17 protein-coding genes, 1 tRNA gene and 1 pseudogene are annotated in these 18714 nt (G+C 53.1%); 11 read left to right on the forward strand and 8 right to left on the reverse strand.

Annotation, left to right across the window (positions count from 1 at the left end; all coding sequences use genetic code 11):
* The 5 genes and pseudogenes from KK078_RS29155 to KK078_RS29175 form a co-directional block, all read right to left on the reverse strand.
* Positions 1 to 206, reverse strand: a pseudogene (locus KK078_RS29155) (geranylgeranylglyceryl/heptaprenylglyceryl phosphate synthase); the annotation flags it as partial.
* A complete protein-coding gene (locus KK078_RS29160) occupies positions 203 to 625 on the reverse strand; it encodes a hypothetical protein (protein WP_254094341.1) in 423 nt (140 codons plus the stop codon). The gene KK078_RS29160 and the pseudogene KK078_RS29155, both read right to left, overlap by 4 nt.
* A gap of 3 nt (positions 626 to 628) precedes the next feature.
* Complete coding sequence (locus KK078_RS29165) at positions 629 to 985, reverse strand: phage holin family protein (protein ID WP_254094343.1); 357 nt, start codon at positions 983 to 985, stop codon at positions 629 to 631.
* 50 nt (positions 986 to 1035) lie between these two features.
* Complete coding sequence (locus KK078_RS29170) at positions 1036 to 2652, reverse strand: Na/Pi symporter (protein ID WP_254094345.1); 1617 nt, start codon at positions 2650 to 2652, stop codon at positions 1036 to 1038.
* A gap of 102 nt (positions 2653 to 2754) precedes the next feature.
* Positions 2755 to 3966, reverse strand: a complete 1212-nt coding sequence (locus KK078_RS29175; protein ID WP_254094347.1) for a M20 metallopeptidase family protein — start codon at positions 3964 to 3966, stop codon at positions 2755 to 2757.
* Between the two features lie 251 nt (positions 3967 to 4217).
* Between KK078_RS29175 and KK078_RS29180 the strand changes: the two genes are divergently transcribed.
* The 3 genes from KK078_RS29180 (at position 4218) to KK078_RS29190 (ending at position 8391) form a co-directional block, all read left to right on the forward strand.
* Positions 4218 to 6125: a family 16 glycoside hydrolase gene (locus KK078_RS29180; RefSeq protein WP_254094349.1), complete on the forward strand. Its 1908-nt coding sequence runs from the start codon at positions 4218 to 4220 to the stop codon at positions 6123 to 6125.
* A gap of 14 nt (positions 6126 to 6139) precedes the next feature.
* The gene (locus tag KK078_RS29185; RefSeq protein ID WP_254094351.1) at positions 6140 to 8095 is read left to right on the forward strand and encodes a c-type cytochrome; all 1956 of its coding nucleotides are present in this window, start codon (positions 6140 to 6142) and stop codon (positions 8093 to 8095) included.
* A 221-nt stretch (positions 8096 to 8316) separates the two neighbouring features.
* Positions 8317 to 8391: transfer RNA gene (locus KK078_RS29190), tRNA-Val, on the forward strand.
* A 48-nt stretch (positions 8392 to 8439) separates the two neighbouring features.
* Here the strand turns inward: KK078_RS29190 and KK078_RS29195 are convergent.
* On the reverse strand, positions 8440 to 9525 hold the full coding sequence (locus tag KK078_RS29195; protein ID WP_254094353.1) for a DUF6973 domain-containing protein: 1086 nt from the start codon (positions 9523 to 9525) through the stop codon (positions 8440 to 8442).
* A gap of 209 nt (positions 9526 to 9734) precedes the next feature.
* Between KK078_RS29195 and KK078_RS29200 the strand changes: the two genes are divergently transcribed.
* From KK078_RS29200 to KK078_RS29215, 4 genes are all read left to right on the forward strand, one after another.
* Positions 9735 to 10292: a 5'-methylthioadenosine/S-adenosylhomocysteine nucleosidase family protein gene (locus KK078_RS29200; protein ID WP_254094355.1), complete on the forward strand. Its 558-nt coding sequence runs from the start codon at positions 9735 to 9737 to the stop codon at positions 10290 to 10292.
* A gap of 353 nt (positions 10293 to 10645) precedes the next feature.
* On the forward strand, positions 10646 to 12847 hold the full coding sequence (locus tag KK078_RS29205; protein ID WP_254094357.1) for a bifunctional alpha,alpha-trehalose-phosphate synthase (UDP-forming)/trehalose-phosphatase: 2202 nt from the start codon (positions 10646 to 10648) through the stop codon (positions 12845 to 12847).
* A 3-nt stretch (positions 12848 to 12850) separates the two neighbouring features.
* Complete coding sequence (locus tag KK078_RS29210) at positions 12851 to 14629, forward strand: glycoside hydrolase family 15 protein (protein WP_254094359.1); 1779 nt, start codon at positions 12851 to 12853, stop codon at positions 14627 to 14629.
* A 61-nt stretch (positions 14630 to 14690) separates the two neighbouring features.
* On the forward strand, positions 14691 to 15254 hold the full coding sequence (locus KK078_RS29215) for a hypothetical protein (protein WP_254094360.1): 564 nt from the start codon (positions 14691 to 14693) through the stop codon (positions 15252 to 15254).
* A 5-nt stretch (positions 15255 to 15259) separates the two neighbouring features.
* Here the strand turns inward: KK078_RS29215 and KK078_RS29220 are convergent, their stop codons facing one another.
* Positions 15260 to 15769, reverse strand: a complete 510-nt coding sequence (locus tag KK078_RS29220; RefSeq protein ID WP_254094362.1) for a YdeI/OmpD-associated family protein — start codon at positions 15767 to 15769, stop codon at positions 15260 to 15262.
* A gap of 97 nt (positions 15770 to 15866) precedes the next feature.
* Here KK078_RS29220 and KK078_RS29225 point away from each other — a divergent pair, with 97 nt between their 5' ends.
* The 4 genes from KK078_RS29225 (at position 15867) to KK078_RS29240 (ending at position 18179) form a co-directional block, all read left to right on the forward strand.
* The gene (locus KK078_RS29225; protein WP_254094364.1) at positions 15867 to 16322 is read left to right on the forward strand and encodes a MarR family winged helix-turn-helix transcriptional regulator; all 456 of its coding nucleotides are present in this window, start codon (positions 15867 to 15869) and stop codon (positions 16320 to 16322) included.
* Positions 16323 to 16436: 114 nt separating this feature from the next.
* Positions 16437 to 17147, forward strand: a complete 711-nt coding sequence (locus KK078_RS29230; RefSeq protein ID WP_254094366.1) for a pirin family protein — start codon at positions 16437 to 16439, stop codon at positions 17145 to 17147.
* Between the two features lie 40 nt (positions 17148 to 17187).
* Complete coding sequence (locus KK078_RS29235; protein ID WP_254094368.1) at positions 17188 to 17766, forward strand: nitroreductase family protein; 579 nt, start codon at positions 17188 to 17190, stop codon at positions 17764 to 17766.
* Positions 17766 to 18179 carry an OsmC family protein gene (locus KK078_RS29240; RefSeq protein ID WP_254094370.1) on the forward strand — a complete coding sequence of 138 codons (414 nt, stop codon included), beginning with the start codon at positions 17766 to 17768 and terminating at the stop codon, positions 18177 to 18179. The genes KK078_RS29235 and KK078_RS29240 overlap by 1 nt, the downstream gene beginning before the upstream one ends.
* Here KK078_RS29240 and KK078_RS29245 read toward each other — a convergent pair.
* Positions 18160 to 18714 (reverse strand): lysylphosphatidylglycerol synthase domain-containing protein (locus tag KK078_RS29245; RefSeq protein WP_254094372.1); only part of this gene is annotated, 555 nt, incomplete at its 5' end. The genes KK078_RS29240 and KK078_RS29245 overlap by 20 nt on opposite strands.

An 18714-nucleotide genomic window follows, 5' to 3' on the forward strand; every position in this document is an offset into this window, starting at 1 on the left:
TCTTTGATCTGCCGCACGATCTGCCCCAGGTTGCTGGTCGTAACCAGGCTGCCACCGACAAAAAAGTAGTCGACGCAGTTTTCGCTGGCCAGGTTGATCAGTTGTGTAAGCCGCGCCGGGTCTTCTACCTTGTCCGGATCGACCAGTACCGCGATGGATTTCTTCCCACGCTGCCGGCGCTCGCGCAGGGACGTGAGAACACTCATGCTTTTGTCTCCTTCTTGTCTTCAGCAGAAGATTGTAAATACTCGGTGAGCTTTTCCTTCGCAAGACCCAGCAGGAAGACCGTAGCCTGGCTGGCCAGGGCCGTGCCGATCTGCGTTACGATGTTAGGCACCGCGGGCTCGTAGCTTACCTCTTCGGCCTCGTGTCCATCGGATTGGATCACGCGTACCGGCTTGGCGTGCACTACCTTGCGACGTTTGCTCTTACCCTTGCCGCCGCCGGCCAGCTGCCGCACCAGCCAGTAGGATACAGCCAGCGCGCCCCCTACGACGAGGGCATTGATCACGGCCTTGCTTGTGCGCTCGGAGATCAGTTTTACTTCCTCCTCCAACTGTGCACGATGTTTGGCTGATTTCTTGAGCAGCTCGCTCTTCATGTCATTCGATTCCAGCAGTTCCATACGCTACTTTTTCTTTTGCTTCAAATTTTCTGACAATCGTTTTTCCAGGGTATCACGAATGGCGTCCCGGCAGATGACCAGTACCACGGCCAGTATAAGATAAAATCCGGCCACGATGGCAAAGCCGCCAAAGACTCCGGTAGACTCCCCGATCTTATAGGCTATCGCCATGCTGATCAGCAGAATAAAAAGCGTGACAATAAAACCGATGATAATAAACAGGGCGATCCTGGCAATGGCTTTTGCCAAATCCTCCTTCACCTCCAGCTTCATCAGCTCGATACGTGTCTCGACAAAGCCGGTGAGGTTACTAACGAGGTTCTCCAGTTTCAACATCTTCAAAATCGATTCCTTCAGCACACGATATCCAGTTTACCGCAATATAGAGAGAAGATTGGAATTACGGACCGCTATTGGGGTTCAAACTTCAGCAGCTTTTCGCGCACGACGGCGCTATCGGGTGTGACTAATTCCTCGTGTTGCAGTAGAATTTTATATGCCGCACTATAAAAATAACGGTGGTCCGGGTGCGCTTCGCGGTCTTCCACATAGTGCTGTTTGTACACATAAACCGAGTCGAACGAGGTCTCTGCCACTGTCATGCGCGGTAATACCTGGTCGATGCACACCCGGTACCGGCCTTTGTCGTCCTCGCCATCCCAGCAGAACCCGGGGCGGTTGAACAAGAACATCTGGTCGCCGACAAACAGGGTAGAATTTTTGACATACACCGGGTGGATCAGCGATGGCTCCTGATCGGTGAACGTTTCGGCATTGCCTTCGTACCGCACCCACTCGCCGCTCTGCGTGCGTTTGTTCATTTGCGTCACTACACGATAATATACTCTTGGCTCGCCGGCGGCAGTAGCCGCATACGTCAGGTGCAGACTTTCGGTAGCATCGCGGTTAAAATAGATCAGCGAGAAAGGTATAAAGAAGAAGGTAAGTAACAGGTATACGAAGCCTACCAGGCGATATTTCAGCGTAAGCTTACCCAGGCCGCTGGCAAGCTCCATCGGCAACCGACGCAACACCGGGATCGGAAAGAACAACAATACACCGGTAAAGTTAAAAAGGAAGTGCGCAATGGCGATGCTGATCGAGCTGGAGGTATTGGCATTGAGCGCTGCGGCGATAAACGCCGTGATCGTTGTGCCTACGTTGGCCCCCATAATGAAGGGCGCCGCCTGCCGCAACGTCGCGATCTTCTTGGCGACGATGGGCACTACCACGGATGTAGTGATCGTACTGGAACGAATGGCTGCGGTGGTCAACAACCCCCAGCCAAACGACTTGAGCTGGTTCTTAAAGAAAAAGCGGCTGAATACCTCCGGCGACTTTGCCTTGAGCAGGTCAGAGATCAGTTTGCGAAAGATCAGCAGGGAGCAAAACAACATGATGACGGCCAGCAATGCGAGCACAAACGAGCTCGGGATCAGCTCCAGCAACGGCCGCACCACAGGTCCGAAAATACTTCCCGCCGGTTTGATGGCCTCCTCCACAGGGTGGCCTGTCGGTGTAAAGAACCGCTGCCCGAGCCAATGCGAGATGCCCGACAAAAAGCCGTAATAATACTCCAGCGGAAAAAGCACCACGGTTGTCAGGATGTTAAAAAAATCGTGATACGTACCGGCGGCTACCGCACGCTTGAATTCCTTGCGGCGGCTGATAAAGCCCAACGCCACGATCGTACTGGTAATGGTTGTACCGATGTTGGCGCCCATAATGATGGGAATGGCATTCTGCAGGGTAATAGCACCCGAAGCGACCAGGGCTACCACCAGCGATGTGGTGGTCGAGCTGCTCTGCAGCATGGCCGTTACCAGCAGCCCGATGAAGAGAGCGGTAAACGGGTTGGCTGTCGCCAACAGGATCGTTTCGGTAATGTTGCGGCTGAGGTGCTGCAACGATGATACCATCAGGTCGAGGGCAAAGAGGAAAAGTACCAGGGCGCCGATAATGGACAGTACGATCCAGACGTTGTCACGAATCTTTTTTCCAGGATCAGTCGGTAACGCAGTTTCCAAAGAGTTGTTTACAATAGGTGTAAAAATACATCGCGGCACAGGTATCTATACTGTTCCGGCCGAATAATTAATATAGTTTTAACATAAACCGAATACCCGCCCCTAGCCCTGCTTACCGGCAGGCAGGTCGGCCAGTTCGTTCACGGCCATCCAGGCCATCAGGCCGGGACCGATGGCCAGGGCGTCTTCATCGATGTTAAAGGTCGGTGTGTGTACATACGACGTCAGCCCCTTGGCTTCGTTACGTGTACCCAGCCGGTAGAATGACGCCGGTATCACCTGTGAATAGTATGCAAAGTCTTCCGCTCCCAGGGTGATGTCGATATCGTGCACATTTTCCTTGCCCACATAGGCTTCGGCGGCGGCCCGCAACCGGCGGGTAAGTTCCGGGTTGTTTTCCAGGTATGGATAGCCGTGCGAGATCTCTACCTCACAGCGTCCGCCCATGCCTTCGGCCAGGCTCTCGGCCATCTTCTGGATCTTCTGCAAGCCCGAGGCACGCCAGGTTTCATTCATGGCCCGGAAAGTACCGGCGATCCGTACTTCATCGGGAATAATATTCGTTGCCCCCTTGCCGACAATGTCGCCAAAGGTGAGTACGGTAGGTTGCTTGGGGCTGGCGTTGCGGCTGATGATCTGCTGCAGGGCGACAATGATATGCGAGGCGATCACGATCGGGTCAACGGCCAACTCCGGCGCGGCGCCGTGGCCGCCCTTGCCGATCACCCGCAGGTAGATCTCATCGGCGCTCGCCATATACATGCCCTCGCGGAAACCGATCTTACCGGCCGGCAACAGGGGAAATACGTGCTGGCCGATGATACCCGACGGTCGTGGGTTTTCCAGCGCACCGTCGCGGATCATGTAAGAGGCACCCCCGGGATTTTTTTCTTCACCCGGCTGGAACAAAAAGCGTACGGTGCCTTCGAACTGATCTTTTACTTCATTCAGGATGCGGGCGGTGCCGAGCAGCGAAGAAGTGTGAACATCGTGCCCACAGGCATGCATGACCCCTGCGTTGGTAGATTTATAGGGCACGTCGTTTGCTTCCAGGATGGGGAGCGCATCCATGTCGGCGCGCAGGGCGATGGTCTTGCGTGTTGGGTTCTTGCCCGCTACCTCGGCCACCAGGCCGGTGCCGGCCATGGGTGTAATACTGGTGATGCCAAACGAACGTAGTTGTTCCTCCACATACTTTACCGTGTTTACCTCCTGATACGAAAGCTCGGGGTTGGCGTGTATGTGACGGCGGAAGGCGACGGTCTGAGCGCTGTAAGCTTGCGACAGCGATTTTATTTTTTCAAGGAGACTCATGGTTTCTAATCGTGCTTTCAAAAGTAACGCTACCCGGTCAGATTGAAAAAGAATATCCTTTATTCTGCATGCCGCTCAAATTGATCCTTTTTTCGCTTTTAGAGACGCTGGGGTTAGGGTTTCCCTGCATTTATTTGTCTGGTGTCATACGGGGTAGCCAACGCGGGCAAACCCTTGATCAAACATTCTTTGTGAATACAAACTTATCCTCGCATATTCGGACCTTTCATTCAAAAAAAATTCTAACCTTAATGTACCTACGCAGAAACATTCTCGCGGCTTTCACGATGCTGTCGTGCTCAGTGGCCTTCGCCCAGCAGCGCGACGGTCTGGAAACGCTGAAGCTCGACGACATGTCGGCATTCAAAACCCAGGCGGGTAACTGGCAGATCGTTGGTGATGTGGTCATCGACCGCACCGTTGACGTCCACCACGAAGAGGCCGCCCCGGCCGCCGAAACGGGCAAAAAGAAAAAAGGCAAGAAAGAACAAGCCGCCGCAGCCCCACAAGCAGTGCGCTTTACGGCCGGCAAAGGCATCTTGTTGAACCTGAACGACAACACCAAAAAAGATAACCTCCTCACCAACTTCGAGCACGGCGACATCGAGCTGTCACTGGAAGTCATGCTGCCCAAGGGCTCCAACTCGGGCCTCTACCTGCAGGGCCGCTACGAGGTACAGCTGTTCGACAGCTGGGGTGCCAAGAGCGCCAAGTACTCCGACATCGGCGGCATCTACCGCAACTGGGAGAACGAGCCCGGCAAAATATACCTCGGCAAGGCGCCACTCAGCAACCCTTCCAAGGCTCCCGGCCTGTGGCAGACGCTGAAGATCTCCTTCCGCGCACCGAAGTTCGATACCAATGGTAAGAAAATTGCTAACGCTCGTTTTGTTTCCGTTGAGCTGAACGGCGTTAAAATACACGACAACGTAGAAGTGCCGCTGCCCACCGGCGGTCCCGTTGAAAACAACGAGACTGCGAAGGGTCCCATCATGATCCAGGGCGACCACGGGGCCGTGGCGTTCCGCAATATCCGCTACAAGCTGATGAAAGAAGGTACGGCCTCTGTCAGCGATGTCGCGTTCAAAGCGTACAAAGGCAACTTCAAAGCGGTGTCCGAATTTGCAACGGCCAAGCCCGTAAAGGCCGGCACCTCGCCGTCGCTGACCTGCGATGTGCTGGACGATGAGAACGGCTACGGCATTGTCTACACCGGTAAGGTTACGGTACCGGCTGACGGCAAATACACCTTCCGCCTGGGCTATACCGGTGGCGTTGTATTCACCGTAAACGACGAAACGCTGGTGGACGTGCAACGCCCCGACGCGGGTGGCTGGGACGAAGGTACGATCGACCTGAAAGCCGGCTCCTATTCGTTTGTGATTGCCAACTTCAAGGACGCATCGTGGATGCCCCCGCGCCTGGGCCTGACGGTACAAACCGACGGTACGTATCCCGTCACCCTGAATGCCTATAACTCCTTCCCGCCTGACGACGAGCCTACGGCTCCGATCCTGATCGGCGTAGGCTCACGACCTAAGCTGCTGCGTGCCTTCATCAACTTCGGCGGCCGTCGCAGCAAGCGCCTCACGCATACCATTGGCGTGGGCGAACCCGGCGGCATCAACTATGTATACGATCTCGGCGCCGGCAACCTGGCGGCTGTATGGCGCGGCGACTTCGTAGACGCCACGCCGATGTGGCATGACCGCGGCGACGGTTCGTTCCGTCCGTTGGGTGCTGTGCAATATCTGTTCATCGGTCAGCCGCTGGCCTTCCTGCCCGGCGCCAACGACGCCTTCCCCGAGACAGCCAACGAGTATCGCTCAAAGGGTTATACCCTGGACGCGGCTGGCCGCCCGGTGTTTAAGTACCTGTACAAAGGCCTGGAAGTAAGCGACAAAGTATACCCCGAAGACAACGAGCGCATTCTCACACACGAAGTGACGATCAAAGACCGGGGCACACAACCGGGCTTATACTACAAGCTGGCCGAAGGCAGCAGCATTCTGTCGTTGCCCGACGGCAGCTATGCCATCGACGACAAGCAGTACTATGTAAAACCTGCAGGCCAGGCCACCATCCGCGAGGTAGGCGGTAAGAAAGAGCTGGTAGTCGCCGTAACAGGTAACACGGTAAAATATTCTGTCATTTGGTAAATCGCACGATCATCATGAACAAGCTGATAAAGAAATTATTCCTTCTGGGCCTGGCAGCGTGTACCTTCCTGCCGACCGAGGCGCAAATGAAAGCCCCTACGGAAGACGATTATTATAAGATCATCACCATTCCCACTCCCGAAGGAGTACTGCTGGAAGTAGGTGGTGTTGCCACCTTGCCCGACGGACGCGTAGCCCTGTGTACACGCCGCGGCGATGTATGGGTGATTGAAAATGCTGTCATGGCCAACGGCCGTGTGCCCAGCTATACACTCTTTGCTACCGGTCTGCACGAGCCGCTGGGCCTTGCGTATAAGGATAACGCCCTCTATGCTGCGCAACGCGGCGAGCTTACCAAGCTGGTCGATACCGACGGCGACGGCAAAGCCGACGTCTACGAAACCGTCTATGCGTGGCCCCTCTCCGGCCACTACCACGAATACTCCTTCGGCCCGAAGATCGCACCCGACGGCAGCTTCTTCGTGACAGGCAACGTAGCCTTTGGTGATGAAGAGTGGTGGCGCGGCGAAAGCCGCCAGCCATGGCGCGGATGGACCATGCACATTAAGGCCGACGGTACGATGGAGCCCTGGGCAACCGGCATGCGCTCACCCTGTGGGTTGGGCATGATCGACGGCGAGCTTTTCTACGATGACAACCAGGGCGACTGGCAGGGATCCGGCGCCATCTTTCACGTAACGAAAGGAAGCTTCACAGGCCACCCGGCCGGCCTCCGCTGGACAGGCCAGGCCAACTCACCGGTAAAACTCACCGCCGACCAGTTCTTTGCCAAACTGGACGAGCGCCGCATTCGTCAGAACGGCCAGGCCGTCAAGCCTGAAAACATTGCGGATGAAAAGAATCCCAACCTGCTCTTCGAGGTCAAAAAACAATTTCCCGAGGTCCGTCTGCCGGCCGTATGGCTGCCGCACGGTGTGCTCGGTATCTCCAACTCCGAGATCCTGCGCGACGAAACGGCCGGAGGCTTCGGTCCTTTTGCCGGTCAGATCTTCGTAGGCGACCAGGGCCAAAGCAAGATCATGCGTGTCGTGATGGAGAAAGTAAAGGGTGAGTTTCAAGGTGTAGCCTTCGACTTCCGCTCGGGCTTTCAGTCCGGCGTACTGCGTATGAATTGGGGCCACGACGGCTCGCTCTATGTAGGGGAGACCAACCGCGGCTGGGGTTCTGCCGGTACGACTACGTCGGGCTTCCAACGCCTGCTGTGGACGGGGGCCGTGCCCATGGAAATGAAAACGGTACGCGCTATGCCCGACGGTTTTGAGATCGAGTTCACCAAGCCGGTGGACAAAGCGAAGGCTGAAGACCTGTCGTCATACGAAGGTCGCAGCTTTATTTATAAGTATCACTCGGTGTACGGCAGCCCGACGATCAATGACGAGAAGCTGGTCATCAAAGGCGTAAAGGTGTCTGACGACGCCATGACGGTACGGCTGGTGATCGACAACCTGCGTCAGTACTACCTGCACGAGCTCAACCTGCCGGGCATCCGCTCGCAAGACGGACTGCCCGTGCTGCACGCGACAGCGTTCTATACGTTGAACAACATTCCCGACGGTACACGCCTGGCTCCGGGCCAATACAGCACGAAGAAGTCTGCCGCGGCAGCACCTGCCAAGACGACTCCGGCCAAAACAACGGCTGCGACAGCCGGCGCTGCATCGTCCAAAAAGGCTCCGACCTATGCTGAGATCGAGCCGCTGCTGGTAAAGAACACCTGTACGGCGTGCCATGCAGTCAACAAGCGCCAGGTAGGCCCGGCCTTTGCAGATGTGGCCAAGCGCAAATACAGCAACGAGCGCATCGTACAACTGATCTACAACCCCGAACCGAAGAACTGGCCCGAGCACGAAACACCCATGGCACCCATGCCCCAGGTACCCAAGGCCGAAGCCCTCAAGATCGCTGCCTGGATCAACTCCCTGCGCAAAGAAACTGCGCCGAATCCATAGGCATCTGACCTCTATAGCATCCCATTATTATCCCGAAGGACCTCCCTTCGGGATTTTTTTTGTCTTTTCGAACCGGTGAGGTGGTCCCTAAGTGAATGATAATTAGAACCTTGTTACCGTGGAATGTGAGGGCGTGAAAAAAATACTAACTTTTTTAACTGATTGTCGGCCCGCCCTTTGGAGAATCCGATTCCTCGACTACCTTTGCAGTCCCAAAATATGGGAGCTTAGCTCAGCTGGTTCAGAGCATCTGCCTTACAAGCAGAGGGTCGGGGGTTCGAACCCCTCAGCTCCCACAGAAAAAGCCACTCAGTCGAGTGGCTTTTTTATTTTTCAGCGATCAACTACTTCGAAAGATCCAACACGCCTCCTAAGTAGCAATTGGATGATGTCCAGTTGCCCTCCAAAGTAGCGGTCGTGCCTGTTAGCCTCATTGTCATATTCGCGCAGTACGGCATCCCATTCGGATTTTCGAATACATAAGGAGCCGATACATCCAGGGTTAATGTATTGTTCTCGTCGACTGCACCACTAAAACGCCTCTTTTGTATGGCCTCACCCCGTACGATCGTGTACTGACCGCGTACATGATCGCCGCATTGATTAAAACTTATCGTGATGTCCCAAGGGCCGCCGGAATCCGGATTAGTGATGATGCCCGACATTTCACCATCGTATAGCCTCTTGCCCCGGAAATATACGAGTGCGTCGTTTGCTTCTTCCGGTATGGCAGCATTGGGATCTTCGAGGAAGAAGAATTTCTGCTGCGTCAACAATATCAGGAGCTGTTCCGGTGTGGCGTCGGGATACCGGGCTTTCAGCGCCAGTCCAAACTTGTTGTTGTGAAGGTCCATCTTAGAGGCGTTCGGTTCCGTGGCTGCCGATTCATGCGCGGTAGAAAAAGCTTCCGCAAACGCTTCGTCCGCACTGAACGCCATCAGAATATTCCAGTATGCATGACGGACGGCATCCGCCTTTCCATCGCGGAAGCTGACGTCAGAATCGCATGGATATTCCGTTTCCGCTGCCTCCAAAGAGGGTGCTACGGTGGAAATGACGTTATAGGCGTCAATAGGATTTGTCATGACCACTTTCCATTCTTCCAGCGTCAGCCTGGTGGTCAAATTAAAGTATGAGCCGGTTTCCTGCCCTTGTGCTAATCGTCCGTTGGCATGATCATCGACCCAGTCAAACATGGCTCTCGCCAGTTTTGCCTCATCCTCCAATAAAGAGGGATCGTCGGCAGTAACGCTTTCATAAGCGGTCAATACTTCCTGGTAGGTCGGTACGGGCGCGGCCGCAAATTCGTCACCCGGTATCGGGCCTACAGGATCAGCAGGTGTGTCTTTGATGTTCTCGTCGTCATTGCTGCAGGCACAGACCAGTAGGAAGAGACATAAGTGTATAAAACGATAGTAGGGTGTAACCATAAATTATAGGGGGTTGTTTTATAGGAAAGATATCAAAAGTCGCCGCCTCGAAAAAGGGAACTGATACCAATATATTTGATATCAATCGTTGTCCGTGTTTATATAACCCTGTGAAGACATTGTCATAACCCCTTGCGGATGTATTGATAAACAATTGGAAAAGCCCTAGCTTGGTCCCCGTTATGTACGACCTGTTAACACATACCCCTTTGTTTGCCTTCGCTCTTCAGGAAGAGGCTACTCACGAATTTACCGAGTTCGAGCCCTTGTTTGTCGGCGTTGGCAAGTTGAATGCCGCTTTCAGTCTCATGCGTCAGATCACCGTACGGCGGCCGAGTATCATTGTCAACCTGGGGTCGGCCGGCAGCCAGCTGCATGCGCGGGGTACGGTGGTGTGTTGCACACAGTTTATTCAACGCGACATGGATGTGACGGCGCTGGGATTTGAAAAGTATATCACTCCGTTTGCCGACCAGCCCGCAGTGTTGCGTTATGGATTGACAGTACCTGATCTGCCGGAAGGTGTTTGTGGTAGCGGCGACAGTTTCGAAGTAAATCACATTGCTACAGCCTATGATGTTATTGACATGGAGGCATATGCCCTGGCGTGGGTAGCAATGAAAGAGCAGATCCCCTTCTTGTGCCTCAAATATATATCTGACGGTGCAGATGGCGAGGCCGCCGCAGATTGGCAGACATCGGTGCGTAACGCCTCGCGTGCTTTAAAGACCGTTATTCACAAATTGCGCCAACCGCAACACTCATAACGCAGTGGCTATACATTGAATTAGGTCACTTTCTTCTTGTCTATCCCGTCAATTGTTCTTTACTTTATCGCTTTACTGCGGGTATTTTTCTCTACAAAATACATCGCTTCATGACGTTGCGGCGCCTTGTAAAACCGCTTTGTCGAGTCAAATACACGTATTTGACCCTGAGTAGGTACGATCTTTTAAAAACTACCTACGTCTAATCCGGCCACTTGTGCCGGTAAAAAAATGCAGGATCAGTCCATCATGAGCATGGTTCAAAACTTTCCTGCGAGTATTAACCGCCTGCTTCGCCAGCATTTTTCGGCTGTATCGACACCTGTGTTCGAAGCGGTAAAATTATTTAACCTATGAAGAGACTCATCGTTGTATCCAATCGCCTGCCGTACCAGGTGCAGGAGAGTGAGGGTAAAGTTACCCTCAGACAAAGTGATGGCGGCCTGGTGACGGCCCTGAAAAGCTTTTTTGAAGAAGAAGCCCGCAAGGGCGGTACTATTGAGAAACGTTGGGTAGGCGCCGCTGATTTTCCGGAGAAGCGCTGGAAAAAATTCAAGGCACAAGAGAATGCGGAACAAACCTTTGAGATCGATCCGATCTTTATCGAGAAAAAGACCTACAGCAAGTTTTATAACGGCTTTTGCAATGCGACCCTCTGGCCGCTGTTCCATTACTTTCCTTCATACGTTGAATATGATGAAGAAACCTTTCAAGCCTACGAAGCGGTAAACCATGCATTCGCGGATATGCTGCTCAGTTTTTTGAAACCCGGTGATACGTTGTGGATCCACGACTACCAGTTGCTGTTGTTACCGGGCATGATCCGGCAAAAGCTGCCAGACATCTCGATTGGATTTTTTCTGCATATACCTTTCCCTTCGTATGAAATATTCAGAATGCTGCACCGCACCTGGAAAGAGAAGATCATTCGCGGCATGTTGGGCGCGGACTTGCTGGGTTTTCACACACATGAATATGTACAGCATTTTTTAAAGACGGTGCGCATGGTAGCGGGCTACGACCATCAGTTCCGCTCTATCATAGTCGATAATCGCATTATCAAGGCCGACCTGTTCCCGTTGGGAATTGACTATGCAAAGTTCCATGACGCGGCCAACGTGCCAGCCGTGATCGAGCAACGCGAAACCATTCGTAAGAACTTCCAGGATAAAAAGATCATATTTTCGGTTGACCGGCTGGATTATACCAAAGGTGTTACACACCGGCTGCTGGGGTTTGAAAAATTCCTGGAGGCCTATCCGGACTGGAAAGAGCGTGTGGTCTTTGTATTGGTGGTGGTGCCTTCGCGACAGATCATATCGAAATACAACGAACGTTTAAAGCTGATTGAAGAGCAGGTGGGCAGCATCAACGGCAAACATTCGACATTGTCGTGGCAGCCCATTATCTATCGGTATAGCAACCTGGCCTTTGATGAGCTGTGTGCGCTGTATGAAGCGGCGGATGCCGCGTTGATCACACCACTGCGCGATGGCATGAACCTGGTGGCAAAGGAGTATGCGGCGAGTCGCGCGCAGGAGGATGGCGTGTTGATCTTAAGTGAGCTGGCGGGTGCAGCGAACGAAATGGGTGAAGCCATCCTTGTAAACCCTGTGGATACGGCCGACATGGCAAACGCCATCTCCACTGCCTTGACAATGCCCGTGCAGGAGCAGCGCCACAACATGAAGCTGCTGCAAAAACGATTAAAAGATTATACAGTCATTCATTGGGTGAACGATTTCCTGAAACAGCTGGAAGAAGTACGTTCGCAACAAAGCGAACAAGAGACAAAAGCGGTCACCGCCAATGTGGTGAAGCACATTGCCGACGACTTTCACCATGCAGGGACCCGTCACTTGCTTTTGGACTATGACGGTACGCTCGTACCCTTCGCCCGCCACCCCTGGCAGGCGCGGCCGGACGAGAACCTATTGAAGTTATTGGGCGAACTCTCTGCCAATACCCAAACCGACATTACCATCATCAGCGGGCGCGATAGCTCCACACTGGAGGAATGGTTCAGCAACCTGTCCCTGAACCTGGTGGCCGAGCACGGCGCCTCTATACGCCTCAAGAACGGCGCATGGACGCACGGCGAGGCTATTGACCAAACCTGGAAGCCACTGATACGCCCCACGCTGGAGCTTTTTGCCCAGCGAAGCCCCGGCGCCTTTATTGAAGAAAAGAATCATACGCTTGCGTGGCATTATCGCAATGTGGATGCCGAGCTGGGTTTTGTACGCTCGCGGGAGCTGCTCGATAATCTTTTCCACCTGGTGCGTAATGGACAGTTACAGATCATCGACGGCAACAAGGTGATCGAGGTGCGTGTGGCCGGCGTTGACAAGGGAAATGCAGCACGACGCCTGCTGGATGAGCATGCCTATGATTTTGTGCTGGCAATTGGTGATGACAAGACGGATGAAGATATGTTCCGGGCGCTGACAGAGAAAGCAGTTACGATCAAAGTAGGAGCTGGCCATACGTTGGCGCACTACAATATACCGTCCCAGCAGGGCGTTATTCAACTGCTGAACAAACTTGCTGACTAATTAATGGAAGGAATTCACCGCTACAACCTGGGTATTATTGGAAACTGTTCATACCTGGGTTACATCGACACCCATGCCAACGTAAAATGGCTGTGCTGGCCTCGCTTTGATTCGTCGTTTGTTTTTGGCTCGTTGCTCGATTCAAAAAAGGGCGGTAACTTTTATATTCAACCGGTAGGTGAGTATACCAGTAAGCAGTATTATATCAACAACACCAACGTGCTGTGCACGGAGTTTCAAAGCGCCCAGGGGCGCTTTAAGGTGATCGACTGCGCGCCCCGCTTTCAGCAGTACGAGCGAAACTTCAAGCCGTTGATGCTGGTGCGGAAAGTTGAGCTGCTGGAGGGCAACCCGGTCATCAAAGTGGTGTGTAAGCCCGTGGGCATGTATGGTGCCCTGCAGCCGGAGATGGTAGCGGGCAGCAATCACCTGCGTTACATGAACTATGACAGCCAGATGCGGCTCACGACGGACTTCTCGCTCTCGTATATCCTCGAGGAGCAGTCGTTTGTACTGGACCAGAATCGCTATCTCGCCTTGACGTACGGCGAACCACTCGAAGCACCGCTCAAGGCTACCGCCGAAGACTTTATCAATAAAACTGTACGCTACTGGCAAGGCTGGATTAAAAGCACCTATGTACCCGACATTTACCAGACAGAGGTCATCCGGTCAGCGTTGGTGCTGAAGCTTCATCAGTATGAAGACACAGGCGGCATCATTGCATCCGGCACGACGAGTTTGCCCGAGCACCACGGGAGTTCCCGCACGTGGGACTACCGGTATTGCTGGTTCCGGGATTCGTATTATACATTAAAGGCATTCAACGAGCTGGGCCACTTTGATGAGCTGGAGCGATACTTCGAGTACATTCAAAATATCCTGATGCGCGATGCCGATCGCATTCAGCCGTTATACTCCATTACCGGTAACAAGGAACTGGAAGAATTGCATCTCGACCTGGAAGGGTACCTCAACAACCAGCCCGTACGGATCGGAAATAAGGCCTACCTGCAGATACAGAACGATGTATACGGTCAGGTACTGGTCGGGTTGTTGCCCCTGTTTATTGACAAGCGGCTTACCTTTGCAAAAAAGCGCGGTTACAAACCTTTGGTCGATCGTCTGTTACTGTGGATCGAGAAGACATTTGATGAGCCCGACGCTGGGCTGTGGGAATTCAGGAATGTGACGCAGGTACATACTTATACGCTGTTATTCCATTGGGCCGGCTGCAAAGCGGCGGCGAAGATCGGCAAGGTGATGGTTGATAGCGACCTGGTGAAACGGGCTTCGGCATTGGCCGCACGGGCAGAGAAATGTTTGGAACTGTGTTACGATCCTGCACGCGGTGTTTATACGCAGGCGATGAATGCTGAGCATCTCGACGCCAGCACGCTAAAGATGATCACCATGAACTACCTGGATCCGCATTCCGAGAAGGCCCGTCTCCATTTGCAGGCCCTCGAGAAGTTGCTGCGCACGGACCAGGGTTTGTTTTACCGCTATGTGCACCAGGATGACTTTGGCAAGCCGGAGGCTACGTTCCTGGTGTGTGCTTTCTGGTATGTGGATGCGCTGGCGTGTGTGGGGCGCGTGGACGATGCCATTAAAACCATGGACACGATCTTACAATTTGCCAACCCACTGGGCATCTTTAGTGAAGACGTGGGGCTGGATGGCTCCCAGTGGGGTAACTATCCGCAGACGTATAGTCACGTGGGGTTGATCAACGCGGTATTCCGCATCTCCAAAAAGCTCGATCTGCCGGGGTACAAATAACGCGCTTGCTGTTTATTGTTTTTTTGTATCTTGAGGGTGTACCTACTTTATACCTTCTTCTATGCCGGTGTTAGACCCCATCTTCAAAAAGCTAAACTACAAGGATCAGGCTACCCTCTACGTTCTGGACGCTCCCGATAGTTTTGTGCCCAATATGAAAAGCATGGAAGCGTTTGCCACGGTTAAAAGCTCGCTGGCCGGAGCCGGGCATGTAAGTTTTGTACTGGCATTTGTGAAGACGCAACGGCAGATCGACGACATGGCGACAAAGGTGCCACAGCTATTGGACAGTGATGCCGTATTATGGTTTGCTTACCCCAAGGGTACATCGAAGAGATATACCTGTGATTTTAATCGCGACACGGGTTGGAATGCTTTTGGCGCCCTGGGGTTCGAGCCCGTGCGGATGGTGGCCATTGATGAAGACTGGAGCGCCCTGCGCCTGCGGCGGGTGGAGCACATCAAAACCATGACGCGCAGCTTTGCCATGAGCGAAGCGGGCAAGAAGAAGGTCGGGACCGCGAAGAAAGTAGCAAAAGCGGAAGCTCCCAAGAAGGCAGCAAAAAAAGCCGCGAAGCAGACTGCCAAGGGCAAGGCTGCCGCGAAAGGGAAGCCGGCGAAATAATCCGACTAGCGCCCAAGTTCGCGCGAAGAGCGTATCATTTCAGAATAGCTTTGTTTTTTTGCGCACGCCGTCATGGTCATGACAATACGTTTGGTTTTCGTAGCGCTTGTTTTGGCGCTTTCGATCCACTTACTGAAGTAGGCCTGGTGCGACGGAGCAAGCGATTTAAAATACTTCATGGCGTCCGGATCGTCTTTGAGGCATTTCAGCAGGTCAGCCGACAGCTGCAGGGCCCGGGCGTCGAGCTCCATCACCACTTTCACGGTATCGCCTAACCTTTTACCGATGCCTTTACGAATGGTTGCGTTTAGTGGCAGGATGAAATTACCTTCTCCCATGGGAAGGAGCGCCAGTTTCTCGAAGGCGTAAGAATCCAGTGTTCCTTTTACCCTAAAAGATACTTTCGTGCCGGCCTTTAGCTTGTTGGCCTGGCTGGCGGGTATTTCGATATAGGTCCAGCCGCTCTTTTCCCCATTCTTTTCGAACTTCAGCACCTTGGCATTAAACTTTACCATAATAGGCAAGGTACAAAATTTCGGCACGTACACCCGGAACATTGTGCCGACAACTATTGTTCTTACTTTGAATTGTGCTGTAACCGAACGAACAGATATGTCACTCGAGCAAGATATCAAGCAGGAGAAGTTTCAAAATGAATTCCATAAGGCCAGCATCAACATCCTTTACACCGGCAGCTGGCTGTACAATGTCCATGCGGCGTATCTGAAGAAATTCGATATCACGCCGGAGCAATTCAATGTACTGCGCATTCTGCGGGGAGCACATCCGCAGAGCCTCATGCTGGCCGATATTTCTGCCCGGATGATCGACAAGAACAGCAACTGCACGCGCCTGGTGGAAAAGTTGCGCCAGAAGGGGCTTGTCAGCCGGGAGATTCGCGAGGACAACCGCCGCCAGGTAGACATTCGCGTGACGGACAAGGGCCTGGCGATGTTGAAAAAGATGGATCTGAATGACCGTGGCGCATCGTTCCTGTCAGTCTTTGAAAATCTCACAAAAAAAGAAACCCGCGAGTTGAACCGTATTTTGGACAAGCTGCGGGGTTAAAAATTTTTATAACAATTGTTGTTATTACAACAGTTGTGTGAACTTCGTTTGAATGGGTTGTGTTAGATGATTGAACATCGATCGGAAGGACGATCAAATCAACAAACTACCTTTATGAATACCGTACTGCACAAATCAAACACCCGCGGCAATGCCAATCACGGCTGGTTGGACAGTCACCACACTTTTAGCTTTGCGCACTATTACGACCCTACGCGCATGCATTTTGGGGCGTTGCGTGTCCTGAACGATGATGCGGTGGCTCCGGGCAAAGGCTTTGGTACGCACCCGCATGATAATATGGAGATCATTTCCATCCCGTTGCACGGTGACCTGGAGCACAAAGACAGCATGGGCAACACGGCGGTGATCCGTCAAAACGATGTACAGATCATGAGCGCCGGCACGGGTATCTATCACTCTGAATACAACAAGAATTCGGACAAGCCGGTGAAATTCCTCCAGATCTGGGTGTTCCCGAAAGAAAAGAACATTCAGCCACGCTATGAGCAAAAGACCTATCTGCCCGAAGATCGCGTAAATAAATTGCAAGTGGTGGTTGCGCCGACAGATTCGCCGGAGAGCATACGCATTAACCAGGATGCATGGTTCTCGCTCGGCAACCTGAAAAAAGGTTTCCAGACAGAATATGCCTTTCACAAAAAGGGTACAGGGGTGTATGCCTTTGTGCTCGAAGGAAGCGTAACGATACAAGGACAGCGCCTGGAGCGCCGCGATGGGTTCGGCATCTGGAATACGGAGAACTTGTCGATCGTGGCGGACGAAGATGCCGAAATCCTGTTGATGGAAGTACCGATGAATTAAAAAGTGTAAATTACCTCCCGTAATGGTGATCCTTGAAGCTATGCAGAAGTCATCCACGATAGAATATCCGGTTACGGCACTGATACAAAACAGGAAAAGCATACGGGCGTTTTCAGCGGCCCCGATTGAAGGCGAGAAGATCTTCTCGCTCTTCGAGGCCACGCGCTGGGCACCGTCCAGCGCCAACGAGCAGCCTTGGGTATATATCTACGCCACGCGCGACCAGGAAACACTTTGGAACAAACTGTTTGAATGTCTCGACGAGGGGAATAAAATATGGACCAAGGATGCTCCGTTGCTCATTGCCAGCCTGGCCCGCAAACATTTTACGCGCTATAGCAGCGCCAATGCGCACGCCATGTACGACCTGGGTGGTGCCAATTCCTTCCTGTCGTTACAGGCGGTGGAGCTGGGCCTGCAGGTACGTCAAATGGCGGGCTTTGATATGGCGAAGGCCGTCACTAACCTGCAGGTGCCTGACTCTTTTGAAGTCGGCGTATTTCTGGCCGTGGGGTATCCCGGCGACCCGACCTCTCTTCCCGAAAAGCTCAAGCTGCGCGAGCTAGCCCCCCGCGAGCGTTTTCTGCAGCAGGAATTTGTCATGAACAGAACTTTCTAATGATCCCTGAAAAAACTGCGGTGGCTACGATCGGTACCGATTCGTATTATACCGCCCTGGAATCGACGGTGCATACCTTGCACGCCGACGAACCTGTCGAAAATGGCGGCACGGACCGTGGCCCTACTCCCCATGATTTTCTGCGTATGTCGCTTGCATCGTGCACGGCCATTACGTTGCGTATGTATGCCAATCGCAAAAGCTTTGCTGTGCAGCAGATACAAGTGAAGGTGCGGAGCGAGCAGGTCGACAACAAGACTATTTTTTACCGCGACGTCGTTATTACCGGCAACCTGGATGAAGCCCAGCGCAAGCGGATGCTTCAGATTGCCAATGCTTGTCCGGTACACAAGACGCTGACCAATCCCATTGAAATACAGACAGACCTGTCGGCTACTGCTCCTCGCGAATAAGGGCTTCGCGTTTTACCTGGTAAGACGTTAGCAGCAGGGAGATTGCGCCCGCCAGGATCATAATAGCGGTTTGCCAGCCGTGGAAGATGAATGTGAAGGCTGTGGCGTCGGCACTATTGACGTGGTATAAAAACACCAGCCCCTGTGGTACGAGCAAGTGATACGAGCCGGTGCCCCCGGGAAGCGGTACAGCCATGGCGATAGAGCCGATGGCAAACAAACTCAGCACAGCGCCGAAGCCCAGCTCGCTGGTAGAGGGGAATGCTTTCAGCACGGTATAGCTCATGAGGAAGTACAGCATCCAGATGGCCAGGGAATAGATGATAAACTGCACTTTGTTCTCCAACCGGAATACCGAAAGCAGCCCTTCCCTGAATCCGTACCATGTCTTGCGGATAAAGTTCATGACGCGCTCATTGCGCTTTATAAACCAGATCGCAAATACCACGACGATGAGCACGGGCACTACGAGGTATAGCAGGGTTTGTAACTTGTTGGTGCTGGCGGACAGATTAATGGGCAACGTCTCTACAAA

This window comes from Dawidia soli (assembly GCF_018598185.1).
In the GTDB taxonomy this organism is placed as follows: domain Bacteria; phylum Bacteroidota; class Bacteroidia; order Cytophagales; family Cyclobacteriaceae; genus Ohtaekwangia; species Ohtaekwangia soli.

Excerpts from the sequence above, each read along its gene's own strand:
- KK078_RS29160 (WP_254094341.1), bottom strand. The coding sequence starts at position 625 with ATGGAACTGCTGGAATCGAATGACATGAAGAGCGAGCTGCTCAAGAAA.
- KK078_RS29175 (WP_254094347.1), bottom strand. The coding sequence starts at position 3,966 with ATGAGTCTCCTTGAAAAAATAAAATCGCTGTCGCAAGCTTACAGCGCT.
- KK078_RS29180 (WP_254094349.1), top strand. The coding sequence starts at position 4,218 with ATGTACCTACGCAGAAACATTCTCGCGGCTTTCACGATGCTGTCGTGC.
- KK078_RS29185 (WP_254094351.1), top strand. The coding sequence starts at position 6,140 with ATGAACAAGCTGATAAAGAAATTATTCCTTCTGGGCCTGGCAGCGTGT.
- KK078_RS29195 (WP_254094353.1), bottom strand. The coding sequence starts at position 9,525 with ATGGTTACACCCTACTATCGTTTTATACACTTATGTCTCTTCCTACTG.
- KK078_RS29205 (WP_254094357.1), top strand. The coding sequence starts at position 10,646 with ATGAAGAGACTCATCGTTGTATCCAATCGCCTGCCGTACCAGGTGCAG.
- KK078_RS29210 (WP_254094359.1), top strand. The coding sequence starts at position 12,851 with ATGGAAGGAATTCACCGCTACAACCTGGGTATTATTGGAAACTGTTCA.
- KK078_RS29215 (WP_254094360.1), top strand. The coding sequence starts at position 14,691 with ATGCCGGTGTTAGACCCCATCTTCAAAAAGCTAAACTACAAGGATCAG.
- KK078_RS29220 (WP_254094362.1), bottom strand. The coding sequence starts at position 15,769 with ATGGTAAAGTTTAATGCCAAGGTGCTGAAGTTCGAAAAGAATGGGGAA.
- KK078_RS29225 (WP_254094364.1), top strand. The coding sequence starts at position 15,867 with ATGTCACTCGAGCAAGATATCAAGCAGGAGAAGTTTCAAAATGAATTC.
- KK078_RS29230 (WP_254094366.1), top strand. The coding sequence starts at position 16,437 with ATGAATACCGTACTGCACAAATCAAACACCCGCGGCAATGCCAATCAC.
- KK078_RS29235 (WP_254094368.1), top strand. The coding sequence starts at position 17,188 with ATGCAGAAGTCATCCACGATAGAATATCCGGTTACGGCACTGATACAA.
- KK078_RS29240 (WP_254094370.1), top strand. The coding sequence starts at position 17,766 with ATGATCCCTGAAAAAACTGCGGTGGCTACGATCGGTACCGATTCGTAT.